We start from the raw sequence: 26,985 nt of genomic DNA, 5'->3' as shown, positions 1-26,985 counted from the left end.
GATACCTCAGCAGCTGACGTTATTGCCCTGGGCGGCGGGGAGTTCGGTGCGACCGCCGGCCAACTTCACCGCGATGCCGTTATCGGTGACCTTGATCTCGGTGGCCTTCATGCCGAGCGGGTAGCTCTGCAGACTCTGCGTGAAGACACCGACGATGCCCGACACCAGATCGGTCGGCAGTCCGATGCCGAGCAGTGCCGCCGACATTGTCTCGATCTCCACGGCGCCATTCTTCACCTGCGGCTTTACCTGCAACTGCGCGATCCCGCCGAGCACATCCAGGGTCAGCATCCCGGTCGATGCGGAGGACGACACGCCGCTGACCAAGCCGCCGAGGGTCTCCCGGATGCCGTCGTTGCCCCAGGTGACATCGGCCGAGGAGCTGCCGATCGTGCCGCCGGTACGGCCGCTATCGGTGATCTCGAGATCGTTGAACCTGGCATGTACCACCATGCCGACGGCGGGGCCGAATTTGGTGTCGGCGCTGTCCACCTTCACCTGGCCGACCTTGCCGTCGATCCAGGTGATCAGCATCGGTTTGGGGCCGAAGCTCACATCGATCTTCGAGCCCATATCCTTCTCGAATTGCGTGCTGATGCAACGCGAAACTTGATGTCTGGCATACGCCTCCCCGCCGACCAGCACGGTAGCGAGCAGAATCGCGACCACGACTAGGGCGATCACCAGGGCACGCCGGTTCACCTTCAGGGTGGATGGGCTCTTCATACTCATGCGCTCGATTCTTCCGGACTTTTCTGAGCTCGCTCTGTGGGCGCGGTGAGGGGTTCGATTGTGACATGTGACACAAGATTCGGGCGTAGCCTGGTCGATATGGCTGGCGACGCGGCGGGCCGCTCCCTCGATTCCGCCGAGCACGGGTGGCGTGTGCTGCGGCGATTGGCCGGGCGCCACGCGGGGTTCTTCACCACCAGACAGGTCTTGCGCACCGGATGTGAGGCGCGAGTGCGCGCCGGACTCGGCGACGGATCGGTGACGCGGGCCGGGGTGGGGCTATTGCGCCTGACCGATTGGCCGGCTGGCCCGCTCGATGAATACGCCATGTGGGCCGCCTGGTTCGACGGTGCCGCCGCGGTATCCCATCAGAGCGCGGCGGATCTGCATGGACTCGGGCGACTACGTCCGCGATTTCTGCACCTATCGGTCGGCGCGGGCCGACCCCCGGTTACGCCCAGGCTGGTGGTGCTGCGGCGCGCACTGGTCCCCGCCGATCTCGAATCCGCGGGTCCGTTTCTGGTGACGACACCCGTGCGCACGGTGCTCGATCTGGCCGAGGCCGATATCGGACAGTCCGCGCTGGACGAGGTGGTCGGCGACGCGGTCGCCATCCGCCGTTGTGATATCGACGAAATCCGTTCCGCGAGTGTGCGTCTGCCGCCCCGGGCGGCGGCCCGGGTGCGCCGTGCCCTCACCGGCGTGTGATCGATGCGGTGCGTGCCCGGCCGGTATTTCGGTGCGCGATCAATTTGGGGCGACCGTGGACCACGGCACGGAGAGTACGCAGTCGCGCATGCGGCGGCGATAGCTGCGCACCGGGAAGCCCTCTTGGCGCAGGTATTCAGCGGCGGTGCGCCAGCGGACTCGTGGGCCGAACGGTGCCAGTGGTGCGGCCCGCGCCCAGGCGCGGTCGGCGGCGGTCAACAGTGCGTGGACCGGTTCGCCGGGGATATTGCGGTGGATCAAGGCCTTTGGCAGGCGCTCGGCGATATCGGACGGGCGCTCGACGGTGAAGGGGTCCCAGGCCAGGGTCAGCGACAGCGGTCCGGTGCGGTCGAGCAGCACCCATGCGCAGCGTCGGCCCAGCTCATCGCAGGTACCGTCGACGAGCAAACCGTCCGCGGCAAGGCCGGACAGGATGGTGGCCCACGCATCGGGCACGGCCGCTTCCGGATATTGCCGCAGCACATTGAACGCGCGCACCAGATGCGGTCGCAGACCGGCCAATTCGAAGCCGCCGCGGGCGAAGGTGACGCCGTCGCGGCCGGGCACCACCCGTTCCGGATCGATCTCCAGCCCGACCACCCGCACATCGGGGTGGACCGTGCGTAGTCGGGCCGCCAACTCCAGCGTGGTCCAAGGACTCGCGCCGTAGCCGAGGTCGATGACCAGGGGATCGGCGGCCGCGCGCAGGCGCGTGGCGATCAGCTCGTCGTGGATCAGCCAGCGGTCGCTGCGTCGAAGTCGGTTGACACCAGTGGTGCCCCTGGTGATGGTGCCGACCGGTTTCAATGGGTCGGGTTTTGCTCTTCCAGCCACTTCACGGTCTGTTCGGCCTCGCCGCGGAACAGGTCGACCAGGTTCACCAGCATCAGCTGTTCGAGCCGCGGGCCGACCATCGGTATGAACACCTTGGCCTCGGAGGAGAACCGCACGGTGCAGCCGGTGTCGGTGGGGAACAGCCGAATCGTGCCGCCGAGGCTGCCCGGCCCGGCCGGAATGGAGGCCGAGAACTTGCCGACGGACTCGTTCTCGTCGAACGGTCCCCAGCTCTCCTTGCGGGTGATGACCATGTCCTTGCGCACCACCGCCTGCGCGATCTCCGGCAGCATCTCGCGCGGCAGGATGTGGTTGAACACGACATCGATGCCGGAGTCGCTGACCTCGAGGCTGGCGATCTCGTTGCCCGGCGAGTACTTCGACAGCTCCGCGCACCGGTCTTCCCAGTACTCACGGGTCGACATCGCCGCGTACAGCTCTTTTGTGGTGTGCAGCGGATAGCGGGCTGAATAGTCCAGTCGGCGAGCCATGAGCGTCTACGTTACCGGCAGCGCTTGCCGCCCCATCGCCCGGCGCTGACTGTGGGGCTTGGCTACAAACCCCACACCGGCGGCATGCGGAATCGCCACATCGTCCGGCCAGACTTGTGGGATGAATGGCACGTGGGCGGCGTGGGGCGCGGTGATACTGGCGTCGATGGCCGCACTACCGCTCGCCGGTTGGGTCGCGTGGTGGCTGGCGCGGCGTCGCGGCGAATGGCGCACCGCCCTCGCCGAGGTGGGCATGGTGGTCGGCACCGCGCCGTGGCTGTGGATGCTCCTCACCCCGGCGGGCAGCGGCCGCTCGCTGAATCCGGTGCCGCTGCGCGATCTGACCGATCAGCTGCGCGACGACCGAATCATCGAGCAGCTCGGCGGAAACCTATTGGTATTCGCCGCCCTCGGCTCGCTACTGCCCCTGCGGTGGGCGTGGTTCGCCGACCCGTGGCGACTGCTGCTGGTCGGCGCATGCCTGTCGAGCGCGGTGGAGATGCTGCAGTTCGCCTTGGGCATCGGCCGTCACTCGTCGGTCGACGATGTCCTCGTCAACGCCATCGGAGCACTGCTCGCCGGACTCGCATCATTCCGCTGGTGGGTGTCAGCCCCTGACGCGCTCGGCCCTGAGGCGAGCTCGTCAGACCAAGCTCGCGACTAGCACACCGTTATGGGTAGCGCGGCGGTCCGGCGTCGAACTCAGTGCTGGGTGAGCCAGTTGTTGGTGGACTCGTCCTTGGATGCGAGCGGTTCGGGACGCGCTCGGCCTTGGCGGTGGGTTCGTCGGACGAAGCTTGGGGTGAGCGCGCTGTTATTGGTGGCGCGGCGGTGCAGTGTCGAACTCAGTGCTGGGTGAGCCAGTTGTTGGTGGACTCGTCCTTGGATGCGAGCGGTTCGGGACGCGCTCGGCCTTGGCGGTGGGTTCGTCGGACGAAGCTTGGGGTGAGCGCGCTGTTATTGGTGGCGCGGCGGTGCAGTGTCGAACTCAGTGCTGGGTGAGCCAGTTGTTGGTGAACTCTTCCTCGGATGCGAGCAGTTCGGTCAGCCGCTCGGCGATCGCGGCCTCGATCTTGCCGCCGAACAGCGGGACCTTCACCTCGATGGTGCCGTCGGTCTGAGCTACCGACCCGGAGCCGTCGGCCGAGAGGGTGATGGTCCCGCGGACTTCGGCGGGCGCACCCTCGACGCGTGCGGTGAAGGTGGCCGAATCGGCGGTCCAGTTCTCGGTGCGCGGGATGATCAGATCGCCGGGGCGCACCGCGGTGATCGCGGGTGGCAGCAGTTCGGCGGAGATGGACTGCACCATCTCGACCTTGACCTGGTCGCCGCTGACGGTGACCGAATCGAGCCGGGCATTGTCGCCGCCCACCTCGGCGACGCGGTGCTTCCAGTACTGCTCATCGGCGAAGGCCGCGCGCACGACGGCGACCGGATACGAGTAGCGGGCCGTGTACGCCAGCGGTGTAGCCATGGTCGAACAGGCTACCGTCTGGAGCGTGCGAACTTCACGGGTGGTGTCGTCGGATCAACTGCGCGAGCTGCTGACCGATAGCGGTGCGCGGATGCGCGAATCGGTCCGGCTGGCCGAGCTGACCACGCTGCGGGTCGGCGGTCCGGCGACGGTCGCCGAGTGCGCGACAACCGAAGCGCTGGTCGAGACGGTGCGCGCGCTGGACGCGACGGGCATTCCGCTGCTGCTGCTCGCCGGCGGCTCCAACCTGCTGATCGGCGACGACGGTTTCGACGGCGTCGTGGTTCGGGTGGCCAACGACGGCGTCGAGATCGATGCGGACGGCGTCCGTGTAGAGGCGGGCGCGAACTGGGACACCGTGGTCGCGGCCACGGTCGAGGCCGGGCTCGGCGGGCTCGAGTGTCTGTCGGGCATTCCCGGCTCGGCCGGTGCGACGCCGGTACAGAATGTCGGGGCCTACGGTGTCGAGGTCGAGAGTCTGCTGCGCCGGGTGCGGCTGCTGGATCGCGCGAGTGGTGAGATCCGCTGGGTCGACCCGTCCGAACTCGGCTTCGGCTACCGCACCAGCGCGCTCAAGCACCGCGATACCGCCGTGGTGCTCGCGGTGGAGTTCGCACTCAACCCCGACGGATCGAGCGCACCACTGCGCTACGGCGAACTCGCCAACGCGCTCGGCGCGACCAATAGTGACACCCGTCCCGCCGACCAGGTCCGATCCGCGGTGCTGAAGCTGCGGGCGGGCAAGGGCATGGTGCTAGACCCCGCCGATCACGACACCTGGAGCGCTGGCTCGTTCTTCACCAATCCGGTCATCGCGGACAACCGCGTCGCCGAAGTGAAGGCTGCCATCACCGCTCATGTGGGCAATGTCACTATCCCCACCTACCCCGCGCCCGATGGGGTGAAATTCTCCGCGGGCTGGCTCATCGAGCGGGCTGGTTTCGCCAAGGGCTTCCCGGGGCCGGACGCCCCAGCCCGGCTGTCCACGAAACATACGCTGGCGCTGACCAACCGCGGTGCCGCAACCGCCGCCGATCTGGTCGCGCTGGCCCGTGCGGTCCGTGATGGGGTGGCCGATCGGTTCGGGATCCGGCTGGAACCGGAGCCGGTACCCATCGGAGTCGAGCTTTGAACGGGTGCAACGTACACCACACTCTTCGCTAGCCGAGCGAACGGTTCTCGCCGCGTAAATTCGATGCGGTGAGCATTCGTCCAGGCCTTCATAGACCGGCCGTCGCCGTCTCCGCCGTGCTGCTCGTCGTGGTCGCGCTAGTGGCCGGATGCACGACCGACAAAGGCGGCAAAGCCGACGCCGCCGCAGACAACACCCCGGTCGCCAAGGTCACACTGGCACCGGCCGCCGATGCCAAGAACGTCAACCCGACCGCACCGGTCTCGGTCACCGTCGCCAACGGCACCATCGACCAGATCGTACTGACCAATGCCAATGGCAAGCAGGTCACCGGTGAGCTCGCCCCGGACAAGCGCAGCTACCAGATCACCGAACCGCTCGGCTACAACGCCAAATACACCTGGTCCGGCACCGCGATCGGCGCCGACCGCAAGCCGGTTCCGATCGATGGCGCCTTCACCACGCTCGCGCCGAAGAACACCTTCCCCGCGACGCTCAATATCGCCGACAACCAGGACGTCGGCATCGCCGCGCCGATCATCCTGCAGTTCAAGGGATCCGTGCAGAACAAGGCCGCGGTGGAGAAGGCGCTCACGGTCACCACCACCCCGCCGACCGAGGGCGCATGGGCCTGGTTCCCCGACGAGAACGGCGGCTCCCGCGTGCACTGGCGGCCCAAGGACTACTGGGTGCCCGGTACCACCGTGCACGTCGCGGCCAAGCTCTACGGCCTGGATCTCGGCGGCGGAAACTACGGATACTCCGATCTCACTTCGGATTTCCGCATCGGCCGCAGCCAGATCGTCAAGGCGAGCGCGCCGAGTCACCGCATGCAGGTGGTGCGCGATGGACAGACCGTCTTCGATTTCGCGGTCAGCTACGGCGAGGGCAATCAGGCACGCAATGTCACCCGTACGGGTGTGCACGTGGTCACCGAGAAGTACGAAGACTTCCTGATGTCGAATCCGCCGTTCTACAGCAACGTTCGCGAACGCTGGGCCGTACGCATCTCCAACAATGGCGAATTCATCCACGCCAACCCGGAATCGGTTTCGGCACAGGGCTCCTCGAATGTCACCAACGGGTGCATCAATTTGTCGCCCACTGACGCGCAGGCATTCTTCCCGACCGCGCTCTACGGCGATCCGGTCGAGGTGACCGGCACATCGATCCAGTTGTCCGCCGCCGACGGTGACCTCTACGACTGGACCATCGATTGGAATCAGTGGAAGTCGTTGTCCGCCTCGGACGGAACCTCCGGTGCCAGCATCTCCGCTACCCCGGTGGCCCCGGGACCGCCGCGCTAGCCGATAAATTTCGCCCCCGCACGATCGCAATCGTGGCGGGGGCGAATCGTATTCGCCGCCAGGTGATTACCGGGCGGCGCCGTCCTTGACCAGCGAGCCGTCCTTGCCGAACGTTTCGGCATCGATGATCGAATCCGCCTGCTGTCTGGCCAGCAGATCCCGGATCTCGATGAGCAGTTCGACCTCGGTCGGCTCGGCTACCTTGGCGGTGCCGAACCGGTTCTTCAGGGTCTTCATCGGCACCATCAGCACGAAGTACAGGACCGCGGCGACCATGACGAAGTCGATGAGCGAGGTGATGATCGGCCCGACCGCGATGAAGGTGGCGGGTTTATCGGCGACCAGCTGAACGCCGAGCCCCAACTCATTGGTCTTGCCCATGACCGCGAGTAATGGATTGATGACTCCCTTCGTCACCGCCGTTACGACCGCGGTGAACGCGGTGCCCATGACCACCGCGACCGCAAGATCGATAACGTTCCCGCGCATCAGGAAATCTTTGAAACCCTTGAGCATGAGCCGAACAACTCCAATCTGGTCTATACGCGTTTCAAACTCGCGATGCTAACCGCCGCCAGCGATCGGGGCGAATTTACAGCTATCGCGACCGCTCGAATCCAGATGGAGTATCGCCGATTCCGTCAGCCGCGGCGCGCGAAGCGACCCGGCCCGGCCTGGTCACGGGGCTTGACGATGATCTGGTCCAGGTTCACATGTGACGGTCGCGACGCGACGAACCCGATGATCTCGGCGATGTCCTGGGCGACCAGCGGGTCGATGCCCTCGTAGACCTTCGCAGCGCGCTCCGCGTCCCCCGCGAAGCGGACCAGCGAGAATTCGGTTTCGACGGCGCCGGGCGCGATTTCGGTGAGCCGCACCGGCTGGCCGAGCAATTCGCCGCGCAGTGTGCGGTGCAGCACCGCCTGGGCATGTTTGGCCGAGGTGTAGCCGGAGCCGTTGTCGTAGGCCTCGAAGGCGGCGACCGAGGTGATGGTGACGATGAGGCCGTCGCCGGAGGCGATCAGCTTCGGCAGCAGCGCCTTGGTCACCCGCAGCGTGCCGAGCACATTGGTTTCCCACATCCAGCGCCAGTCGTCCAGGTCCGCCTCGGCCACCGGGGCCAGACCCTTCGCGCCGCCCGCATTGTTGACGAGCACATCGGCGCTGTCGATCGCATCGGTGCACGCGCGCACGGAGTCATCCGAGGTCACATCGAGTTCGAGTGCGGTGCCGCCGATTTCGTCGGCCAGGGCCTGCAGTCGGTCGAGCCTGCGCGCACCGACGTACACGTGATAACCCTGCTTGGCGAGTTCCCGGGCGGTGGCTTCCCCGATTCCCGAGCTGGCTCCGGTGACGACGGCGGTGCGAATGCTCATATTGCCGATCCTATGCAGTCGCCGCGCTCCACATTTGCTGGCGAGTCCGGCTGTTGCCCGGATCACGCCCCGGGCTTGGGCGCTACTAGCCTCGGGGCATGGCTATTCGGGATGCGGTCAGTGCGGACGGAACGAACATCGTCTATCGGGTCAGCGGCCCGGCGGCGGGCAGGCCGCTGGTGCTGGTGCACGGTTGGTCGGCCAACCTGCAGTGCTGGGGTGCGGCCGCGGACGAACTGGCCGAGCGCTTCCGCGTGATCGCCATCGACCTGCGTGGTCACGGCTACTCCGACGCACCGGAGACCGGCTACGACGATCCGAAGAACTGGGCCGCCGATATCGCCGCGGTGCTGGCGGCCGAGGGCGTCGAAACCGGGGCGGTGCTGCTCGGCTGGTCCTACGGCGGCATCGTGCTCACCGATTACCTGACCGCGTACGGCACCGGTGCGGTCGCGGGCGTCATCTACTCGGGTTCGATGGCCAATATCGGCCGAGCGCCCGGCGCGGAGACCGGTTCGGCCATGCAGGAGGCCATGCCCGGCGTCTTCGACGAAAGCGCCGGACGTGCGGTGCGCGCATTCGGTGCCTTCGGCAACGCCAATACCGGGCCGGGCCCGGATAAGGGTGTCGATGCGCAGCGACTGTTCGGGGCGAGCCTGTGCACACCGCCTCGGGTGCGCAAGGCGCTGTTCTACCGCACCGTGGACAACACCGAAACGCTGCGCACCCTCGATATTCCGGTGCTGGTCCTGCACGGAACCAAGGATCCGGTGGTACCGATCGAGAACGGCCGCTACATCGTCGACGCGGTGCCCGATGTCAGCGCCTCGTTCTGGGAGGATGCGCAGCACGGGCTGTTCATCGAGGATCGCGCCCGGTTCGTCGCCGAGGTCGGCGCGTTCATCGACGGGCTGAATTAGCCGTCCGAAATTCGCTGGCGCCGCGCGCCCGGCTCGAACAGACTTGGTTGCGTGCTCTAGCCGGGGTAATAGCGGCACGAGCGGATGAGAAGCCGCACGAAGCGCTGTGACAGCTGTCACTTGGCTCGGATACGGCGTCTGAGTTCGGCAATGCACCGTGCACTATGGAAGTGTGAGTCAACGCCCGGACCTACGGCCCAATCGGATTGCCGTGCTATCGGTGCACACCTCACCACTTGCTCAACCGGGTACCGGTGATGCGGGCGGCATGAACGTCTACGTGCTGCAAACCGCCATTCAGCTGGCCCGACGCGGCACCGAGGTCGAGATCTTCACCCGGGCCACCTCCTCGAATGTTCCGCCGGTTCAGGAGGCGGCCCCCGGGGTCTTGGTGCGCAATGTGGTGGCCGGACCGTTCGAGGGACTGGATAAGCGCGATCTGCCGACCCAGCTGTGCCCGTTCACCGCCGAGGTGCTGCGCCAAGAGGCCAGACATCTGCCCGGTCACTACGACCTCGTCCATTCGCATTACTGGCTCTCCGGTCAGGTCGGCTGGCTGGCGCGCGACCGCTGGCGGGTGCCGCTGGTGCACACCGCGCACACGTTGGCCGCGGTGAAGAATGCGGCGCTGGCCGAAGGGGACTGTCCCGAACCTGCGACCAGGGAGATCGGCGAGAAGCAGGTGATCGCCGAGGCCGATCGGATGGTCGCCAATACCGCGGAGGAGGCGCGTCAGCTCGTCGAGCTGTACGGCGCCGATCCCGAGCGCATCGATGTGGTGCCGCCCGGTGCGGACCTGACCCGCTACCGTCCGGGTGAAAAGGCCGCCGCCAGGGCCGAATTGGGCCTGCGCGCCGACGAGCAGATCGTCGCGTTCATCGGCCGCATCCAGCCGCTCAAGGCCCCCGATGTGCTGGTCCGAGCCGCGGCCGAACTGCTGCACCGGAATCCGGCGCGCAAGCTGCGGGTGCTCATCGTCGGCGGACCGTCCGGCACCGGACTGGAGCGTCCGGATGTGCTGATCGAACTCGCCGCCGCGCTCGGCATCGCCGACCACGTCACCTTCCTGCCGCCGCAGCCGCCGGATCGGCTCGTCCAGGTGTACCGGGCCGCCGATCTGGTCGCGGTGCCCAGCTATAACGAATCGTTCGGGCTGGTCGCCATCGAGGCCCAGGCCAGCGGCACCCCCGTGCTCGCGGCCGATGTCGGCGGACTCGGCACCGCGGTGCGCAATGGCGAGACCGGTCTGCTGGTGCCCGGACACCGGACGCCGGACTGGGCCGACGCCCTCGGCCACCTGCTCGACGATGCCGGGCGACTGCACCGGATGGGGCTGCACGCGGTCGAGCACGCCGCGCACTTCTCCTGGGAACACACTGCCGACGGACTGCTCACCAGTTACTCTGCGGCGCTGGCCGATTTCCGGGCGATCCGCTCGGGTTTCAGTGCCCGCCGCAGCCTGGTCCTCGACAGCGCGCGGGCCGAACCGCCCGGTGAACGGGCTAGCCTCGCTGGTGAACGCAGTGCTGCTCTCCTCGGCGAGAGCAGTCAGGCCAGATCGCGGGCGCTGTGGCGGCGCCGGACGGGAGCGCACCGATGAGTACGGCCGCGACCGCGCAGCTGATCGACGAAACGCTGCGGGACCGGGAGATCGAGTACACCCACCCGAGCCAGGACACCTTCGTCGTGATCCTGCCCGGCGAGCGCAAGCTCGCGACCACCGTGATGCTCACCGTCGGCAAGCACGGCGTGCGGATCGAATCGTTCGTCTGCCGCAAGCCCGATGAGAACTTCGAGGGCGTCTACAAATTCCTGCTGCGGCGCAACCGCCGCCTCTACGGTGTGGCCTACACCCTGGACCGGGTCGGCGATATCTACCTGGTCGGCCGCATCGCCACCCACGCCGTCACCCCCGACGAACTGGACCGGGTCTTCGGCCAGGTCCTCGAGGCCGTGGACGCCGACTTCAACACCCTGCTCGAACTCGGCTTCGCCGAGTCCATTCGGAAGGAATGGAAGTGGCGGGTCTCGCGCGGCGAATCACTCAAGAACCTGCGCGCCTTCGAGCACTTGGTCGAGGCCGCGGACCAGCCCTGAGCGATCGCGCACCGACACGTCCGGTGTAGGCGACAATCGCGCTGTGGCGCATTGTGTGAATGGGCCGCGAGGCATAGGAGGCCGCACGACGATGATGGTTCTTGCTCTGGATATCGGTGCCACGAAGTTCGCCGTCGGCGTGGTCTATGCGGGTCGGCAGGTGCGCGATGTGCGGCGCGTCGACGTGCCTCGCGAATCGGTGTGGTCGGCCTGCCGCGAGCTGTTGCGCGAGGTGGCGGGAGATGCGACGGTCTCGGCGATCGGAATCGGTTCGGCCGGACCCGTTGATGTGCGTACCGGTATGACCAGTCCGCTGAACATTCCGGAATGGAAGTGGGGCTTTCCGATCGTCGCCGAGGTACAGCGGCTCTTTCCTTCCGCCGCGGTCCGATTCGCCATCGACGGCGCCTGTCTGGCCTTGGCCGAACATCATGTCGGTGCGCTGCGCGGGGTGCCGAACGGGTTGGCGATGACGGTCTCCTCCGGCATCGGCGGCGGCATCATTGCCGATGGCCGGGTGGTGCTCGGTCGCACCGGCAATGCCGGGCATGTCGGTCATATTGTGGTGCCGGGCTGGGATGTGCCGTGCGAATGCGGCGGCGTCGGCTGTGTGGAGGCGATCGCCAGCGGCATGTCATCGGTGCGTTGGGCGCGAGAGCAGGGCTGGCGCGGCGAAACCGGCGCCGGACTCGCCAAGGCCGCGCACTCCGGTGACGAGATCGCGCTCGCCGCGCTGCACCGGGCCGGAACGGCGCTCGGCACGGCCATCGCCTCCGCCGCGTCGACCCTCGATATCGATCGGGTGGTGATCGGCGGCGGCTTCGCGCAGTCGGGTGAACCGCTCTGGGAACCGCTGCGTGCGGCGCTGACCCGGCACGCCGGATTGGACTTCCTGCACGACCTGCGGGTGGTGCCGTCCCGAATCACCAACGGCGCCACCCTCGTTGGCGCCGGCGTCCTGGCCGCGGGGCACGATACCGCCGACGCCGTCTCCTGAGCGGTCGGTTGACCGGCGGGAACGGGTGCGAGCGCGGTTCGCGCACATGCCAGAATGGCGGGCATGACGTACACCCTCGTGCTGCTGCGCCACGGCGAGAGCGAATGGAATGCCATGAACCTGTTCACCGGCTGGGTGGATGTGCACCTGACCGATAAGGGCATGGCCGAGGGGAAGCGCGCCGGGGAACTGCTGGCCGAACACGGCATTCTGCCCGATATCGTCTACACCTCCGTGCTGCGGCGCGCGATCAGCACCGCGAATATCGCGCTGGACGCCGCCGACCGGCACTGGATCCCGGTCGTGCGCGACTGGCGCCTGAACGAGCGCCACTACGGCGATCTACAGGGTAAGAACAAGACGCAGGTCCGCGACCAGTACGGCGACGATCAGTTCATGCTGTGGCGGCGCAGCTACGACACCCCGCCGCCGCCGATCGACCCGGCGAACGAGTACAGCCAGGAGGGTGACCCGCGCTACCAGGGCATCGACGTTCCGAAGACCGAATGCCTGCTCGACGTGGTGAACCGGATGGTCCCGTACTGGGAGTCGACCATCTCCAAGGACCTGCTCTCCGGCAAGACTGTTCTCGTTGCGGCACACGGCAACTCGCTGCGCGCACTGGTCAAGCACCTGGACCGGATCTCCGATGACGATATCGCGGGCCTGAACATCCCCACCGGCATCCCGCTGCGCTACGAACTCGACGAGAACCTGCGCCCGGTTCGCCCGCGCGAATACCTCGACCCCGAGGCCGCCGCCGCGGGTGCCGCGGCCGTCGCCAGCCAGGGCGGCAAGTAGGTATTTCCTTCGGCTGAGGCCGACAACAACGCGCCGCGACCGGCATCGGTCGCGGCGCGTTGCTGTTTCCGGCTGCCGCGCGGTCGGGTGTCCGTGCGCCGAGTTTCGTCAATATCCCGGTGCGGGGGAACCCGGGCTGGTAAGCCGAATCCGGCCCGAGCGTGCACTTCTCGCGCATTCATGCTCGAACCCGCGGGGTATGGGCGGTTGTGCACGCTCGGACCTGGGCCACTCGGCCCTAGTCGGCCACGGCGAATGCCGCCGCCAGTGGCGGGAAGATCGCGCGGGCATCCGCACCGGCGAACCAGAGGCCGACGGTGAATACCGAGGTGGCCTCGAGGTATTTGGCGCGATGCAGTCCGCCTGCCGAAATCGGTTGCAGCTCGAGATCTTCGGCGAGCATTGCGACCTGTCGCACCGCGTCCGCGTTGTCGCCGCAGATCGGGACCGCCAGCCTGCTGTTTTCGAAGACGCGGCTCTCCGATTCCCACACCTCGGCCGCACAGACATTGAACGCCTTCACCACATGCGCATCCGGAACCGTTGCCGCGATGCGTGCGGCGACCGCGTCCTCGGACAGCACGAAGGCCGGCACCCCCGCCGGCGCGGCCGCGTCCGGCAGGAACGCATTGGTGCAGTCGATCACCGTTCGTCCGGCGAGTGAGCCGCCGATTTCGCCCAACACTTCGTCAAGGGCACTTACCGGAAGCGCGAGCAGTACGACCGCCCCGAATTCGGCCGCCGCGCCGATACTTCCGCCGCGTGCCCCGTGCCCGATGGATGCCGCTAACTCGTCCGCTGCCACGCGGGACCGCGCACCGATGACAACCTCATGTCCGGCCGCGGCCCAGCCGCCGCCCAGTGCCCTCGCCATCGCTCCGGCCCCGATGATTCCGATTCGCATACCAACTCCTAGCTCGGGATGTATTCGGAAGCGACGCTAGGGATTCCGATAGGCACCCGAAGGTGCGTAATGGCGGTGGCAGGCTGGTGTCATGACGGTCGAATCCGCACAGCAGGTGGAATTCGCGCCATACGGCGATTACGAGGCCGACTGCCCGGCCCGACTCGGTGTCGACCTGTTCGGCAACCGTTGGCTCACGGTGATCGTCTACATGCTGCGCGATGGCCCGATGCGTCCCGGCGAACTCCGCGCGGCCATCGGCGGCATCAGTCAGAAGATGCTGACCCAGACCCTGCGCCGGATGGAGTCCATGACCCTCATCGAGCGCCACCGCTACGCCGAGGCTCCGCCGCGGGTGGAGTACGAACTCACCGAAGCCGGACGCGACCTGCTGACCCCGATCTATGCCTTGGGTGAATGGGTGGACAAGCACGGTCGTGCGGTCGGTGCAGCGCTGGCAGGCGAAGACGACTGATGCTCGCGGAGGCGGGGGGTAACAACTCGTAAACGATCGGCTAACAAGGCTCGAAGTACCCATGACCTGCGCGAAACTTCACGTACCCCGAGTTGGCTTGTCGGTCGGCGACCGTACGATTCAAGGGTGAGTGTTCCCCAGGCCGTCCTGCTGGCAGTCCTCGCGGCTGTCGTCGGCCTGGCAGTCGGCGGGCTACTTATCCCGTTCATGAACGCCAGGCAGGCCGCCCGCAGGCAGGCAGATTCCGGCCTCACCATGTCCCAGGTCCTCGACCTGATCGTGCTCGCGTCCGAGAGCGGTATCGCCGTCGTCGACGAATACCGCGATGTGGTGCTGGTCAACCCGCGCGCAGAGGAGCTGGGCCTGGTTCGCAACCGGCTGCTCGACGAGCGTGCCTGGGCGGCGGTGGAGAAGGTGCTCGCTACCGGCGAGTCCGCCGAATTCGATCTCACCGCCAAAAATCCGATGCCCGGCCGCAGCCGGATCGCCGTGCGCGGGGTGGCCAGGCAGCTATCGCGCGAAGAAACCAGCTTCACCGTGCTGTTCGCCGACGACGATTCCGAGCAGGCGCGGATGGAGGCCACCCGTCGGGACTTCGTCGCCAATGTCAGTCACGAACTCAAAACCCCCGTCGGCGCGATGAGCCTGCTGGCCGAGGCCATGCTGGAATCGGCGGAGGATCCCGAGGCGGTCCGGCACTTCGGTCAGCGGGTACTCGGCGAATCCCGGCGCCTGGGCAAGATGGTCACCGAGTTGATCGCGCTATCGCGGCTGCAGGGTGCGGAAAAGCTGCCCGAACTCGAGGTGGTGGACGTCGACACGGTGGTGATGCAGGCGGTCGACCGCTCCCGCACCGCCGCTGAGGCCGCTGGCATCACCGTCAGCACCGATCGCCCGAGCGGACTCGAGGTGCTCGGCGACGAAACGCTGCTCGTTACCGCGCTGTCCAACCTGGTGGAGAACGCCATCGCGTACTCGCCGACCGGCTCCCATGTCTCGGTGAGCCGCTCACTGCGCGGCGATCACGTCGCGATGGCGGTGACCGATCGCGGTATCGGCATCGCCAAGGAAGACCAGGAGCGGGTGTTCGAACGCTTCTTCCGATCCGATAAGGCACGCTCGCGCGCAACCGGCGGTACCGGGCTCGGCCTGGCTATCGTCAAACACGTGGCAGCCAACCACAACGGTGAAATCACCCTGTGGAGCAAGCTGGGCACCGGATCGACGTTCACCTTGCGAATACCTGCCCACCACGAATCCGGCGGCGAGGAAGAGGTCGACGGCGCCGTGGTGAGCATGAGAGAAACACACCCGCGCCCCACGGGGGCGGGTAGACCGAATGGTGTGGAGGCACGCAGATGACGAGTGTTCTGATCGTCGAAGATGAGGAGTCGCTGGCCGATCCGCTCGCGTTCCTGCTGCGCAAGGAGGGCTTCGAGGTCACCGTGGTCGGTGACGGACCGTCCGCGCTCGCCGAATTCGACCGCTCCGGTGCCGATATCGTGCTGCTCGATCTGATGCTGCCCGGTATGAGCGGCACCGATGTGTGCAAACAGTTGCGTACGCGCAGTGGTGTCCCGGTGATCATGGTGACCGCGCGCGACAGCGAGATCGATAAGGTGGTCGGTCTGGAACTCGGTGCCGACGACTACGTCACCAAGCCGTACTCCGCACGCGAACTGATCGCCCGCATCCGGGCGGTGCTGCGCCGTGGCGCTGGCGATGAACTGGACGGCGGCAATGAGAGCGGTGTGCTCGAGGCCGGACCGGTGCGGATGGATGTCGACCGCCACACCGTGCATGTCAACGGCAGGCAGGTCACCCTGCCGCTCAAGGAATTCGATCTGCTCGAGTACCTGCTGCGCAACTCCGGCCGGGTGCTGACCCGCGGCCAGCTGATCGATCGGGTCTGGGGTGCCGATTATGTCGGTGACACCAAGACCCTCGACGTGCACGTCAAGCGGCTGCGCTCGAAGATCGAGGGCGATCCGGCCAAGCCGGAGCATTTGGTGACGGTGCGCGGCCTCGGTTACAAGCTCGAGGCCTGATCGGCGCCAGCGAGGCGTGCCAGCCGTACGGATCGTCCCCCGCGCAGCGGTGGCGCATGGCGTACGGCGGCGAATTACCGCGAATTGATGACGGGCGCAGCCGCCGAGGCCCCGACAACCTCGGCTGCACGCTACGTCGGGGAAATCAGGGCAGGTAAACCCAGGTGGGGCCGATGCCGGGGACGTCGTTCTTGCGCAGGGTGATCCAGCCGAGATCGTCTTCCTGCATGCAGTCGTAGACATCGGCCGCGCTGGTGCCGCGGCAGGCGATGGTGCGGCTGATGCCATACGGGCTCATGATCAGGTTCTTGCCATTCGCCTGGGCGTTGATCGCCTCGGGGGTGTTGGCGGGCAGGAAGTCGGCGGTGAAATCGGCGTATTTGGCCGGGTCACCATTGGGTTCCGCGTGCGCGGCCCCGGTCAGCGCGACGGTGGCACCGAGCGCGATGGTGGTCAGGGCGAGTGCTTTCTTCAACATGACCGCACATCCAACCCCATCCGGGTAAAGCTCGCATGGCGGGTAGGTGAATCGCTCGCTATGCAAACCTCACCCTCATCCGCCTCCCCGAATCTTTTGTCGGTCGTCGGTGCCGCGAGATCACGTCGCGGGCTGGCCGGGTGCGTGATCGTTCGCTGGGCGTGCCCGACGAGTCACCCAGGTACGCACGAAATCAGCTGTCGCCGCGGACGACTGCGTATGTCACGCTGACTGGTCTGTGATGTTCGCTTCGGGTTTCATCCGATTCGCGTGCACGGTCGCCGGGTGGATCGCGATGAGCCCGAGCCCCTCCCGGCGTTTGCAGTGTCTGGCCAGTTCCTCGTAGGCGGGTACGCCGAGCAGTTCCTTCAGTTCGGGGGCATAGGACTGCCACACCGGACGGGCCCCGACATGCGCGTCGGGGGAGCCGGAGCAGTACCAATCCAGGTCCTCACCGCCGGGGCCCCAGCCGCGCCGGTCGTACTCGGTGATGGTGGTCTTCAGGATCTGCACCCCGTCGGGGCGTTCCACCCAATCCTGGGTGCGCCGGATCGGCAGCTGCCAGCACACATCCGGCTTCACCTCGAGCGGTTCGATGCCCTTGCGCAGCGCCATGGTGTGCAGTGCGCAGCCGACGCCGCCCGCGAAGCCGGGCCGGTTCAGGAAAATGCAGGCGCCGTCGAATCGGCGGGTGCGCAGTGCGGGCTCGTCCTCCAACTCGTCGAGCTCGAGATAGCCCTTCTTGGTGATCTTGCCCTCGGCATCGGTCGCCTCGTCCATCAGCTGCCAGTCCTGCGGTGTGAGCATTTTCACAGCATTGGTCAGGCGCTTGCGATCGTCCTTATCGGAGAGGAATGCACCGTGCGAGCAGCAGCCGTCGTCGGGGCGGTCGCTCAGAATTCCCTGGCATGCCGGAGTGCCGAAGACACACGTCCAACGCGACAGCAGCCACGTCAGATCGGCGACGATCACATGCTCGTCGTTTGCTGGATCGATGAACTCGATCCATTCCCGGGGAAAGTCGAGATCGACCTCCGGTGCCGGATCGATCTTTCCCGCTGGTCGGGGTCTCTTGGAGCCGCTCACGACTGCGCCTCGCTGGCGCGCGGCTCCGTCGTACGCGGCGCCGCGCTGTGCTTGCTGGTCCGCTCGCCGCGCTCACTCACTGCTGCGCCTACCGTCACACTCAGGACGCTAACAGCTCAGTCGCCTGGTCTAAAGTGCCGGTTCACCCAGTACCGTGTTCATGTGCGGCTTGGGGTTCTCGATGTCGGAAGCAATACCGTTCACCTGCTCGTGGTGGACGCCCATCGTGGTGGTCACCCGATGCCCATGAGCTCGACAAAGGCCACGTTACGGCTATCGGAGAACCTGGACGGCCAGGGCCGCATCACCGTCCAGGGTGCCGAACGCCTGATCGCGACGGTCGCCGAATTCGCCAGCATTGCCGAGACATCCAGATGCGTCGAGTTGATGCCGTTCGCTACCTCCGCGCTGCGCGAGGCGACGAACTCCGATGAAGTCCTGGCCCGGGTCCGGGCCGAGACCGGTGTCGAGCTGCAGGTGCTCTCCGGTGTCGACGAGGCGCGGCTGACGTTCCTCGCGGTGCGCCGCTGGTACGGCTGGAGTGCGGGGCGGATCCTGAATCTCGATATCGGCGGCGGCTCACTGGAAATGACCAATGGCGGTGACGAGGAACCCGATGCCGCACTCTCGCTGCAACTCGGCGCCGGACGGTTGACGAGGGAATGGCTGCGCGAGGATCCGCCGGGTAAGCGTCGCGTCGCGGTGCTGCGCGATTGGCTCGACGCGGAACTGGTCACGCCGACAAAACAGCTGATGGAGGCCGGTAAACCGGATCTCGCGGTGGGGACATCGAAAACCTTTCGGTCCCTTGCCCGGCTCACCGGAGCGGCACCCTCTTCGGCCGGGCTGCGGGTGCGCCGTACACTCACCAGCTCAGGTCTGCGCCAACTGATCGCCTTCATCTCGAGAATGACGGCGGCGGACCGTGCAGAATTGGAAGGCGTAAGTTCCGATCGGTCACAGCAATTGGTGGCTGGCGCATTGGTCGCGGAGGCGAGTATGCGGGCACTATCGCTGGATACCCTCGAGATTTGTCCCTGGGCACTGCGCGAGGGGCTCATCTTGCGCAAACTGGATACCGATATGAACGGTGGACCGAGGGCCAGGGCATTGCCGGGTGTCGTCGTGGACGCCAGTGGTAAGCCGGTGCCCGGCGGCGGTATATCGGGCCCGATCGAAACGGTGTCGTCATGAGTGAGGATTCCAAGCAGCTATCGGTTGCCGAGCTGCTGGCACGCAACGGTGCGCAGGGCGCGGCCTCATCCGGTGGCGGTGGTCGGCGGCGGCGCGGCGGCCGTGGCATTTCGGTAGCCGAGCTGACCGGTGACCTCCCGGCCATTCCGGCCGGCGGCGGTGGCGGCCATTCGGCGCACGCCGCGCCCGAGGCCGCCGAGGAACCGGCATACGAACCACCGTCGTATGAATCCACCGGGTATGACGCTTCCGGCTACCGGTCCTCCGGATTCGAGTCCGGCGGCTACGGCTCCGCCGGGTTCGAAACGCCTGCGCCCGAACCGGTTTCGTATGCCGCGCCGGAACCGGCGTCGTATCCCGCGCCGGAACCGTATGCACCGCCGGCGCCCGAACTGCCCAACTACTCGCCGATGTCGGGGCCGATCACCAGATACGACCCGCTTTCGGCCTATGCCGCTCCGGACGCCGATCCATTGCCCGAACCCGGATGGTCCAGCCGGGTCATGCCGGGGCGGGAGATGCCGAGTCGGGATGTGGCGCCATCGCGGCACTCGGCTCCCGCCGATCCGTTGTCGGCACCGCTGTCGGATCTCTATGCCCCGGCGCCGGACCCGTACGCGTCACCGCTCTCGGATGGCGCATCCGCCGCGGGGTCCGGACGCACCGGTCGTCGACACCGGCACGCGGAACCGGTGGAGGAGACCACCGAGGTCCGGCCGCTGCACGATATCGGCCGCAGCACCGGCCACCGTGCGGATGCCGCACCCGCCCCGCAGCAGAACGGATCGCGAACCGGTGGCCGAGCCGCCCGGCGGCGCGCCGCGGAGGCCGAGGCCGAGGCCGAGGCGGAAGTCGGACCTTCCACCGCGGCGTGGTCACCGTCCACCAATGGCTTCGCGCCCGAGTCGGCGCCGCTGCCGCTGCCGGACGGTCCATCGAGATCGCAGGCTCCCGACCGGGCCGCGAATCGCGGGGTCGATCCCGAATCCGAGCAGCGAAGATCCGCACGACGCGACGGTTCGCGCGGACCGGCCGACGGCGGTCTGCCCGCGTGGTCGGCGCGAAGACATGTGCCACCCAACAACAGCGCGCCCGAATCCGCTGGCATCCCCACCGCTGCGTGGTCACTGGCCAGTCAGGATCAACAGCTCGTCTCCGGCCAGACCGTGGCGGGCGACCTGCTGCGCGACGGTGTCGAACGGGCCGAGCGCGCCGATGCCGAGCGTGCGAACGGCCGCGGCCGACGTGGCCGATCGAAACGTGACGCGGGTCCGGCACCTACCGATCTGGCCGATGGGTATGACGGTCGAACCGATGTGTACGAACCGTTCTCGACAGGCGATGCCCTCGACGATTACGACGACGATTACGACGACGATTACGACGTTGACTCGGACTCGGAACATTCGCGTGCCGCATCGTTCCCGCGCCGCTCACGCCGAGCACGGAAGGCGGAGTACGACGTCAATCGCCGCCAGTGGATGATTCTCGGCGGTCAGAGCACCGGCGCGGCCGTCGCCGGAATGTTGCTGTTCAAGGGCTTCGAGCGGATGTGGGAGATGCTTCCCTGGGTGGCGCTGTGCCTGGCGATGATCGTGATCCTCGGGCTGGTGGCATTGGTGCGAATATTGCGGCGCACCGATGACATTCTCAGTACGGTGATCGCCGTCGTCGTAGGCATCTTTGTCACGTTGGGACCGCTAGCCTTTCTTCTCAGTACGAACTGAGCAGGGAGCAGTTGTGGGGAACATCGGGCAGGCGAACGACATCAGGGCGGACAGCGCGGAGCGGGGGCCCGCGCCGGATCATGACGTGCATACCGAACCCCACCCGCTCGGCGGGCCCGGTGGACAGCAGATCCTCGTCGGCCTCTCGACGGCATCGGTGTATCCGCAGAACACCGAGGCAGCCTTCCGGTATGCGGCCGAAATCGGTTACGACGGAATCGAATTGATGGTCTGGGCCGAACCGGCCAGTCAGAGCATCGCCACGGTCCAGGCCTACTCCCGCAAATACGACATGCCGGTCCTGGCCATCCACGCACCGTGCCTGCTGATCTCCCAGCGGGTATGGGGTTCGGATCCGGTGGCCAAACTCGAGCGCAGCGTGCGCACCGCCGAGGCGCTCGGTGCCGGCACCGTGGTGGTACATCCGCCATTCCGCTGGCAGCGCCGCTATGCGCAGGGCTTCGCCGACCAGGTCGCGGAGTTGGAGGAGCACAGCCACGTCATCGTCGCGGTGGAGAATATGTTCCCGATGCGCGCGGACACCCTCTTCGGTCGCGGCGCCGGTTCGGCGAAGCGGCTGGAGCGCCGCGGCGGGCCCGGACCCGGGGTGACCGCGTTCAGCCCCTCCTACGATCCGACCGATACCGGATTCCGGCACTACACCCTCGACCTTTCGCATACTGCGACGGCGGGCGCCGACCCGCTGGCGCTGGCCGCGCGGATGGGTCACGGCCTGGCCCACCTGCATCTCGCCGACGGCCGCGGCGCGGCGCACGACGAACATCTGGTACCGGGCGAGGGCACTCAGCCGTGCGCCGAGCTGTGCGCGACCTTGATCCGATCCGGTTTCGCCGGGCACGCGATCGCCGAAATCAACACCCAGAACGCCCGCACCACACCGGACCGCGCTGGCATGTTGCACCGCACGCTGGCCTTTGCCAGACAGCACCTCAACGCACCCGCCCCCGCGCCAGCGCCGAGGCACGCGAACCGCGTTTGATCCGACACCGAGCTGCGGATCCGGCACCGAGGTGTGATCTTGCGCCGATCTCCCGGCAGAGCGGAATTCGAACCGCAATCCGCCTCGTTTACGCTGTACGAACGCCGCGACCCGCTTTTGCGGGCCGACCGACGATAGGAGTGACGATGCCGGAGCTGACCGCCGATCTCGAGCGAACCGCCGCTAGCGGTGTCGCTTCCAGCGACCCGCAAGCAGTCGCCAGCAATGCACCTTTCAGCCGAGTGGTCACCCTGACCGAACTGCTGTCGGCAACTCCAGAAACCGGCCGCTACCTGGGCTTCATCGATAAAATCTGGACCATCGGCCCGAAGGTGCACGGCGGCACCATGGTCGCGACCAGCGCCGCTGCGGCCACCCGCTGGCTGCGCGCCTCCGATCCGGCCCTGGTGGCAATGGCCCCCATCGCGGCGAGCTCCGATTTCCTCGGTGCCCCCGAACCAGGTGAGGTCGAATACGAGGTGCACATCAGCAAGGTGGGTCGACAGATCTGCCTGGTCGATGTGAACCTGATCCAGCAGGGACGCAAGCTGGTGCGCACCGCCTTCACCTTCGGCCAGCTCGATGACGTCGAGCCGGTCTTCGCGCGGCAGCACGGCGATATGCCGGTCGAACCGCCCGCCGATGCGATCGGGTACCAGGGCTCGTCGATGGGCAAGTTCGTCCATGTCGCCCAGGGTGCCGACCTGTACCTCGACCGTTCCTGGGCGCCGTTCCTCGACGGCGAGAAGGGTGAGCCGCGCCTGCGTCTTTGGATGCGTCCATTCGACGGCGATCAGCAGGACCTCGATGTCGCCATGTACTTCGCGATGATGTCCGCCGATATCAGCCCGCCGGTTCCGGTCAACCTGGGCCACTTCGGCTGGGCTCCGACGGTGCAGATGACCACCTACCTGCGCCGTCGGCCCGCTCCGGGCTGGCTGCGGATCATCGCGACCAGTCAAGAGGTCGGCGGCCGCATGTTCGACGAGGACCAGCTGGTCCTGGACTCCACCGGTGCGGTCGTGGCGCAGAGTCGCCAGCTCGCGCTGGTGCCGCAGCAGCGGTAGCAGGGGTTTTCCGCACTGGCACCGGTTCCCCAGCGCCGGGGCGATATTGCCGCGCGATTAGCCTGTAGTCCTATGACGAGAGTTGCGGTGATCGGTGGCGGTCGCATCGGGGAGGCGTTGATCGCCGGGTTGTTGGAATCGGGACGGGCGGCCAGGGATCTGGTCGTCGTGGAGACGCATCCGGATCGCGCCGAACTGATCGGCGACCGGCTCGGTGTACGGGTGACCGATTCGATCGCCGACGCGATCGTCGGCGCGGATGTCCTGGTCATCGCGGTCAAGCCGGGTGATGTTGATACCGTCCTTACCCAGCTGGCCAAGGCCGAACTCGACAGCGACCGGGATCAGATCCTGGTGTCGCTGGCCGCGGGTGTGCCGACGACGCGCCTGGAGAACAAACTGCCCGCCGGATTCCCGGTGGTGCGGGTGATGTCGAATACCCCGATGCTGGTCGGTGAGGGCATGAGTGTGCTCGCACCGGGCCGCTATGCCCGCTCCGAACAACTGGCCCAGGTGACCGAATTGCTCGCCGCGGTTGGCAAGGTGGCCACCGTGACCGAGGCGCAGATGGACGCGGTGACCGCGGTATCGGGCTCCGGACCCGCGTACTTCTTCCTGGTGGTCGAGGCCATGATCGATGCCGGTGTCGGACTCGGCCTGGCCCGCGATGTCGCCACCCAGCTCGTGGTGCAGACGATGATCGGCTCGGCCGCGCTGCTCGAGGAGTCCGGGCAGACTGCCGTCGAGCTACGCGCCGCCGTGACCTCTCCGGCGGGCACCACCGCCGCCGCGATGCGTGAATTGGAGCGGGGCGGGGTGCGCTCGGCCTTTCTCGAGGCATTGCATGCTGCCAAGCACAGGTCGGCGGAGCAGGGCGCAGGCGATGGGCCGGGAGGCGGTAGCGCAGCGTGACCACGCAAGGCCCCGGAAGTGCCGACAGCGGCGCGCGACCGGCCCGGAGGCGGTAGCTTGCCCGTAGGGGGTAGTCCGGGGTGACCGAAATCAAACTCAGCGCATATTCATGGTGACCGGTCGGTTCCCTGCATGTAAACCTGATTTCTCACACCCGTCGCAGTAATCCCACTGGTCCCGCTAAGCTTCAAGGAGCACGTGCGTGTCTGTTCCGCCGGTGGGGAAGCCGGCGGCGCGGACGTGCCGGAGGTCAGTGGTGCAATGATGTCTAACAAGATGTCTGCAAATAGCTCAGGGACGTCGCCAGGTAGCTCAGGACCATCGGGCGGCCGGGCCGGTTCCCGGACGCAAGGCGGCTCGGCGTCTCCGACGCAATCGGTGCTCGGCGGTGGTACCCAGTTCCTCACCGTCGCCGAGGTGGCGAATCTCATGCGGGTATCCAAGATGACCGTCTATCGGCTGGTGCACTCGGGTGAATTGCCCGCCGTGCGGGTCGGTCGCTCGTTCCGGGTGCACGCCAAAGCGGTCCACGACTACCTGGAGACGTCCTACTTCGACGCTGGATGAGGCGATTTCATCCGCTTGTCGGTGTCCCGGTAGGATGAACCCTCGGTTCGTGTGCGCCTGCCTGGCGGCACCGCTTTGTGGTGTCCGGTGCCTGCTGGCGGCGCGGACGCTGAAACAGGCGTACGTGATTGGCGTGCGCGCCGAGTAGAGAGAACGCGAGGACAACCCTATGGGTTCTGTGATCAAGAAGCGCCGCAAGCGCATGTCGAAGAAGAAGCACCGCAAGCTGCTTCGCCGCACGCGTGTTCAGCGGCGCAAACTCGGCAAGTAAGAAGCGTAGCGACTGCTTGCAGGTCGCTCGAAACGGTCAGCGCGTTAGCTGGGAGGCCCGTCACCGATTGGTGGCGGGCTTTTCTTTTTGAAACAGCGAGTTTTGAATGTTGCTCGTGTTTCGGGTGACTGAAGTCATCGTTAGAACCTGGTTAATAATCCCGGCGTATGCGAATCGACCAGTTACGCTGGTAGCGCAGTCAATGGAATGGGGGGCTGTCACAGTTGGGATCCGGTGCGGTGGGTTCTGAGGTACGGGATGGACATACACCCAAGGTGGTGATGGTGACCGGTGCCAGCCGATTCTTCGGCGGCAACGTGGTCGCGCGGCTGGCCCAGGATCAGAACATCGAACGCATCCTGGCCGTCGACACCATGACCCCCGGTCGTGACCTGCAACGGCGCATGGGCCGCGCCGAGTTCATTCGCGCCGATATTCGAAATCCCTTGATCCGCAAGGTAATCGGCGGCAACGAGGTCGATACCGTTGTGCACGCGTCGATGGTCGCGCATCCCCCGGCCGGTGGCGGCCGGGCGGTGATGAAGGATCTCAATGTCCTCGGCGCCATGCAACTGCTCGCGGTCTGTCAGAAATCGCCTTCGGTGCGTCGGGTGGTGGTGCGTTCGACCTCCGCGGTCTACGGATGCAGCGCCAAGGATCCGGCGAAATTCACCGAGGAAATGAGCGCGCGAACGCCACCGAGCGGTTGGTTTGCTCGGGACATGATCGAAATCGAGGGATTCGTTCGCGGACTCGGTCGGCGCCGCCCCGATATTGCTACCGCGATTTTGCGTCTGGCGCCCATTGTCGGCCCGCGCCTGGCCGGGCGCGGTGTGCAGTATCTGCGTTCGCCGGTGGCGCCGACGGTCTTCGGCCGCGATGCCAGGCTGCAGTTGCTGCACGAGGAGGACGCCATCGCCGCGATGGCGCACGCTGCGCGGCAGGCACCCGGCGGCACCTACAACATCGCCGGTGACGGCGCGCTGGCGCTATCACAGGCCATCCGGCGCGCTGGCCGCATCGAGCTGCCGATCCCGTGGATGGTGTTCCGCACCGCGGGTCGCGCGCTCATGGGGCCGATCATGCGTGATTTCACCAGTGAACAGCTCGACTATTTCCATTTCGGCTGTGGCCTCGACACCACCCGCATGCGCACCGAGCTCGGGTTCGTACCGCGCTGGACGACGGTGCAGGCATTCGACGACTTCATTGGGGGCGCAGCGTCGCGGCCCGTCATCGATCCCGCCTGGGTCGATGCCGCAGAACATAAACTGCTCGGCCTGTTAGGGGCCGGTACGGGAGCACATTCATGAATGACGTAGCCAAAGTCATCCAACTCCACGATCTGAACATAGAAACGCGTCAGCGAACCGCGCCCCGGCGCTGGCCGGAGCCGGTGACCGGCGAGGCAACGCCGAGCCAGGTGGTGACCTCGCTCACCGAACGTCTGGCCGCGAGCGAACCGCCCGCGCCGCAGTCCCTATCGGATATGCTGCGCGGCGCCGTCGGCAAGCAGATCCGCAGCACCGCGGAATTCGCGCGTCGCCGCATGACCGGCGACTACCAGGTCGACGAATTCGGTTTCGACGAGCATCTGCTCGAATCGCTCATCCTGCCCACGCTGCGCCCGCTCTCGGATTACTGGTTCCGGGTGCAGGTCAACGGGATCGAGAACATTCCGGAGGCAGGCGGTGCGCTGATCGTCGCCAACCACGCGGGCACGGTTCCGCTCGACGGGCTGATGCTGCAACTGGCGGTTCACGATCGGCATCCGAAGGAACGCGCGCTGCGCCTGCTGGCCGCCGACCTCATCTTCGAGATGCCGGTGCTCGGCGTGCTGGCCCGTAAGGCGGGCCACACCCTGGCCTGCCGCCCGGATGCCGAAAGGCTTTTGCGCGCTGGCGAATTGACCGGTGTTTTCCCCGAGGGCTTCAAGGGCGTCGGTAAGCAGTTCACCGACCGGTACAAGCTGCAGCGCTTCGGTCGCGGTGGCTTCGTCGCGGCGGCGGTGCGGACCGGCACGCCGATCATCCCGTGCTCGATCGTCGGCTCCGAGGAGATCTACCCGAAGCTGGCCGATATCAAGCCGCTGGCGCGACTGCTCAATCTGCCGTATTTCCCGGTGACACCGCTGTTCCCGCATTTGGGCCCGCTCGGCGCGCTGCCGCTGCCGTCCAAGTGGTACATCGAATTCGGCGAGCCGATCCCGACCACCGGCTACGAGGCCGAGGCGGCCGACGATCCGATGACCATGTTCGAGGTCACCGACCAGGTCCGCGAAACCATCCAGCAGACGCTCTACAAGCTACTCACCAAGCGTCGCAACCCGTTCACGGGTTAGCGGACGACCCGGACGTTAGCCTGACCCGTCGTCCCGGCGAACGCCG

30 protein-coding genes are annotated in these 26,985 nt (G+C 66.7%); 21 read left to right on the top strand and 9 right to left on the bottom strand.

Features of this window, described 5'->3' with window-relative positions:
* Positions 1 to 6 precede the first annotated feature (6 nt).
* Positions 7 to 732, bottom strand: a complete 726-nt coding sequence (locus ACWEO2_RS07720; RefSeq protein WP_452404603.1) for an LmeA family phospholipid-binding protein — start codon at positions 730 to 732, stop codon at positions 7 to 9.
* Positions 733 to 831: 99 nt separating this feature from the next.
* On the opposite strand from ACWEO2_RS07720, the gene ACWEO2_RS07715 reads away from it, so the two are divergent.
* Positions 832 to 1,440 carry a hypothetical protein gene (locus ACWEO2_RS07715; RefSeq protein WP_354956893.1) on the top strand — a complete coding sequence of 203 codons (609 nt, stop codon included), beginning with the start codon at positions 832 to 834 and terminating at the stop codon, positions 1,438 to 1,440.
* Positions 1,441 to 1,479: 39 nt separating this feature from the next.
* Here ACWEO2_RS07715 and ACWEO2_RS07710 read toward each other — a convergent pair whose 3' ends face one another.
* Together ACWEO2_RS07710 and ACWEO2_RS07705 are read right to left on the bottom strand one after the other, a co-directional pair.
* Positions 1,480 to 2,274, bottom strand: a complete 795-nt coding sequence (locus tag ACWEO2_RS07710) for a class I SAM-dependent methyltransferase (RefSeq protein WP_452404602.1) — start codon at positions 2,272 to 2,274, stop codon at positions 1,480 to 1,482.
* Positions 2,244 to 2,765 carry a DUF2505 domain-containing protein gene (locus tag ACWEO2_RS07705; protein WP_452404601.1) on the bottom strand — a complete coding sequence of 174 codons (522 nt, stop codon included), beginning with the start codon at positions 2,763 to 2,765 and terminating at the stop codon, positions 2,244 to 2,246. Before ACWEO2_RS07705 ends, ACWEO2_RS07710 begins: the two co-directional genes overlap by 31 nt.
* A 121-nt stretch (positions 2,766 to 2,886) precedes the next feature.
* Between ACWEO2_RS07705 and ACWEO2_RS07700 the strand changes: the two genes are divergently transcribed.
* The gene (locus ACWEO2_RS07700; RefSeq protein WP_452404600.1) at positions 2,887 to 3,429 is read left to right on the top strand and encodes a VanZ family protein; all 543 of its coding nucleotides are present in this window, start codon (positions 2,887 to 2,889) and stop codon (positions 3,427 to 3,429) included.
* Between the two features lie 324 nt (positions 3,430 to 3,753).
* Here ACWEO2_RS07700 and ACWEO2_RS07695 read toward each other — a convergent pair whose 3' ends face one another.
* Positions 3,754 to 4,239, bottom strand: coding sequence for a DUF2505 domain-containing protein (locus ACWEO2_RS07695; RefSeq protein ID WP_452404599.1), 486 nt, complete (start codon positions 4,237 to 4,239; stop codon positions 3,754 to 3,756).
* On the opposite strand from ACWEO2_RS07695, the gene ACWEO2_RS07690 reads away from it, so the two are divergent.
* Together ACWEO2_RS07690 and ACWEO2_RS07685 are read left to right on the top strand one after the other, a co-directional pair.
* Complete coding sequence (locus ACWEO2_RS07690) at positions 4,238 to 5,371, top strand: UDP-N-acetylmuramate dehydrogenase (RefSeq protein WP_452404598.1); 1,134 nt, start codon at positions 4,238 to 4,240, stop codon at positions 5,369 to 5,371. The genes ACWEO2_RS07695 and ACWEO2_RS07690 overlap by 2 nt on opposite strands.
* Positions 5,372 to 5,439: 68 nt before the next feature.
* Positions 5,440 to 6,678 (top strand): L,D-transpeptidase, encoded by a 1,239-nt coding sequence (locus tag ACWEO2_RS07685; protein ID WP_452404597.1) that lies wholly within the window; start codon positions 5,440 to 5,442, stop codon positions 6,676 to 6,678.
* A gap of 66 nt (positions 6,679 to 6,744) precedes the next feature.
* Here ACWEO2_RS07685 and mscL read toward each other — a convergent pair whose 3' ends face one another.
* Together mscL and ACWEO2_RS07675 are read right to left on the bottom strand one after the other, a co-directional pair.
* Positions 6,745 to 7,194 (bottom strand): large conductance mechanosensitive channel protein MscL, encoded by a 450-nt coding sequence (gene mscL, locus ACWEO2_RS07680; RefSeq protein ID WP_452404596.1) that lies wholly within the window; start codon positions 7,192 to 7,194, stop codon positions 6,745 to 6,747.
* Positions 7,195 to 7,319: 125 nt separating this feature from the next.
* The gene (locus tag ACWEO2_RS07675) at positions 7,320 to 8,054 is read right to left on the bottom strand and encodes an SDR family NAD(P)-dependent oxidoreductase (RefSeq protein WP_452404595.1); all 735 of its coding nucleotides are present in this window, start codon (positions 8,052 to 8,054) and stop codon (positions 7,320 to 7,322) included.
* Between the two features lie 98 nt (positions 8,055 to 8,152).
* Here ACWEO2_RS07675 and ACWEO2_RS07670 point away from each other — a divergent pair, with 98 nt between their 5' ends.
* The 5 genes from ACWEO2_RS07670 to ACWEO2_RS07650 all read left to right on the top strand — a co-directional run bounded on the left by ACWEO2_RS07670 (position 8,153) and on the right by ACWEO2_RS07650 (position 12,869).
* Positions 8,153 to 8,974 (top strand): alpha/beta fold hydrolase, encoded by an 822-nt coding sequence (locus ACWEO2_RS07670; protein WP_452404594.1) that lies wholly within the window; start codon positions 8,153 to 8,155, stop codon positions 8,972 to 8,974.
* A 172-nt stretch (positions 8,975 to 9,146) separates the two neighbouring features.
* Positions 9,147 to 10,574 carry a D-inositol-3-phosphate glycosyltransferase gene (gene mshA, locus ACWEO2_RS07665; RefSeq protein WP_452404593.1) on the top strand — a complete coding sequence of 476 codons (1,428 nt, stop codon included), beginning with the start codon at positions 9,147 to 9,149 and terminating at the stop codon, positions 10,572 to 10,574.
* Positions 10,571 to 11,071 carry a YbjN domain-containing protein gene (locus ACWEO2_RS07660; RefSeq protein WP_452404592.1) on the top strand — a complete coding sequence of 167 codons (501 nt, stop codon included), beginning with the start codon at positions 10,571 to 10,573 and terminating at the stop codon, positions 11,069 to 11,071. The genes mshA and ACWEO2_RS07660 overlap by 4 nt, the downstream gene beginning before the upstream one ends.
* Positions 11,072 to 11,162: 91 nt before the next feature.
* Positions 11,163 to 12,068, top strand: coding sequence for an ROK family protein (locus ACWEO2_RS07655; RefSeq protein ID WP_452404591.1), 906 nt, complete (start codon positions 11,163 to 11,165; stop codon positions 12,066 to 12,068).
* 54 nt (positions 12,069 to 12,122) lie between these two features.
* The gene (locus ACWEO2_RS07650; RefSeq protein ID WP_355179485.1) at positions 12,123 to 12,869 is read left to right on the top strand and encodes a phosphoglyceromutase; all 747 of its coding nucleotides are present in this window, start codon (positions 12,123 to 12,125) and stop codon (positions 12,867 to 12,869) included.
* A 238-nt stretch (positions 12,870 to 13,107) separates the two neighbouring features.
* Here the strand turns inward: ACWEO2_RS07650 and ACWEO2_RS07645 are convergent, their stop codons facing one another.
* Positions 13,108 to 13,773, bottom strand: a complete 666-nt coding sequence (locus ACWEO2_RS07645; protein ID WP_452404590.1) for an NADPH-dependent F420 reductase — start codon at positions 13,771 to 13,773, stop codon at positions 13,108 to 13,110.
* Between the two features lie 91 nt (positions 13,774 to 13,864).
* Between ACWEO2_RS07645 and ACWEO2_RS07640 the strand changes: the two genes are divergently transcribed.
* The 3 genes from ACWEO2_RS07640 (at position 13,865) to ACWEO2_RS07630 (ending at position 16,296) form a co-directional block, all read left to right on the top strand.
* Positions 13,865 to 14,248: a winged helix-turn-helix transcriptional regulator gene (locus ACWEO2_RS07640; protein ID WP_452404589.1), complete on the top strand. Its 384-nt coding sequence runs from the start codon at positions 13,865 to 13,867 to the stop codon at positions 14,246 to 14,248.
* A 126-nt stretch (positions 14,249 to 14,374) separates the two neighbouring features.
* A complete protein-coding gene (locus ACWEO2_RS07635) occupies positions 14,375 to 15,610 on the top strand; it encodes a sensor histidine kinase (RefSeq protein ID WP_452404588.1) in 1,236 nt (411 codons plus the stop codon).
* Positions 15,607 to 16,296 carry a response regulator transcription factor gene (locus ACWEO2_RS07630; RefSeq protein ID WP_040696229.1) on the top strand — a complete coding sequence of 230 codons (690 nt, stop codon included), beginning with the start codon at positions 15,607 to 15,609 and terminating at the stop codon, positions 16,294 to 16,296. The genes ACWEO2_RS07635 and ACWEO2_RS07630 overlap by 4 nt, the downstream gene beginning before the upstream one ends.
* A gap of 145 nt (positions 16,297 to 16,441) precedes the next feature.
* Here the strand turns inward: ACWEO2_RS07630 and ACWEO2_RS07625 are convergent, their stop codons facing one another.
* On the bottom strand, positions 16,442 to 16,774 hold the full coding sequence (locus ACWEO2_RS07625; RefSeq protein WP_452404587.1) for a hypothetical protein: 333 nt from the start codon (positions 16,772 to 16,774) through the stop codon (positions 16,442 to 16,444).
* A gap of 222 nt (positions 16,775 to 16,996) precedes the next feature.
* A complete protein-coding gene (locus ACWEO2_RS07620) occupies positions 16,997 to 17,860 on the bottom strand; it encodes a hypothetical protein (protein WP_452404586.1) in 864 nt (287 codons plus the stop codon).
* 162 nt (positions 17,861 to 18,022) lie between these two features.
* Between ACWEO2_RS07620 and ACWEO2_RS07615 the strand changes: the two genes are divergently transcribed.
* The 9 genes from ACWEO2_RS07615 (at position 18,023) to ACWEO2_RS07575 (ending at position 26,939) form a co-directional block, all read left to right on the top strand.
* The gene (locus ACWEO2_RS07615) at positions 18,023 to 19,054 is read left to right on the top strand and encodes a Ppx/GppA phosphatase family protein (protein WP_452404585.1); all 1,032 of its coding nucleotides are present in this window, start codon (positions 18,023 to 18,025) and stop codon (positions 19,052 to 19,054) included.
* Positions 19,051 to 20,781: a hypothetical protein gene (locus tag ACWEO2_RS07610; RefSeq protein ID WP_452404584.1), complete on the top strand. Its 1,731-nt coding sequence runs from the start codon at positions 19,051 to 19,053 to the stop codon at positions 20,779 to 20,781. Before ACWEO2_RS07615 ends, ACWEO2_RS07610 begins: the two co-directional genes overlap by 4 nt.
* Positions 20,782 to 20,866: 85 nt before the next feature.
* A complete protein-coding gene (locus ACWEO2_RS07605; RefSeq protein WP_452404838.1) occupies positions 20,867 to 21,781 on the top strand; it encodes a sugar phosphate isomerase/epimerase family protein in 915 nt (304 codons plus the stop codon).
* Positions 21,782 to 21,936: 155 nt separating this feature from the next.
* On the top strand, positions 21,937 to 22,848 hold the full coding sequence (locus ACWEO2_RS07600; protein WP_452404837.1) for a thioesterase family protein: 912 nt from the start codon (positions 21,937 to 21,939) through the stop codon (positions 22,846 to 22,848).
* A gap of 72 nt (positions 22,849 to 22,920) precedes the next feature.
* On the top strand, positions 22,921 to 23,760 hold the full coding sequence (proC, locus tag ACWEO2_RS07595; RefSeq protein ID WP_452404583.1) for a pyrroline-5-carboxylate reductase: 840 nt from the start codon (positions 22,921 to 22,923) through the stop codon (positions 23,758 to 23,760).
* A 276-nt stretch (positions 23,761 to 24,036) separates the two neighbouring features.
* Positions 24,037 to 24,327 carry an excisionase family DNA-binding protein gene (locus ACWEO2_RS07590; RefSeq protein ID WP_433198628.1) on the top strand — a complete coding sequence of 97 codons (291 nt, stop codon included), beginning with the start codon at positions 24,037 to 24,039 and terminating at the stop codon, positions 24,325 to 24,327.
* 169 nt (positions 24,328 to 24,496) lie between these two features.
* Positions 24,497 to 24,598, top strand: coding sequence for a 30S ribosomal protein bS22 (locus ACWEO2_RS07585; protein ID WP_003402602.1), 102 nt, complete (start codon positions 24,497 to 24,499; stop codon positions 24,596 to 24,598).
* Between the two features lie 281 nt (positions 24,599 to 24,879).
* Positions 24,880 to 25,911, top strand: coding sequence for an NAD-dependent epimerase/dehydratase family protein (locus tag ACWEO2_RS07580; RefSeq protein ID WP_354961380.1), 1,032 nt, complete (start codon positions 24,880 to 24,882; stop codon positions 25,909 to 25,911).
* On the top strand, positions 25,908 to 26,939 hold the full coding sequence (locus ACWEO2_RS07575) for a lysophospholipid acyltransferase family protein (protein WP_452404582.1): 1,032 nt from the start codon (positions 25,908 to 25,910) through the stop codon (positions 26,937 to 26,939). Before ACWEO2_RS07580 ends, ACWEO2_RS07575 begins: the two co-directional genes overlap by 4 nt.
* Positions 26,940 to 26,985: the final 46 nt, after the last annotated feature.

The organism is Nocardia sp. NPDC004278 (genome assembly GCF_053602975.1).
Note: the sequence above shows the minus strand (reverse complement) of the source record. Positions and strands in the feature narration are given on the sequence as shown.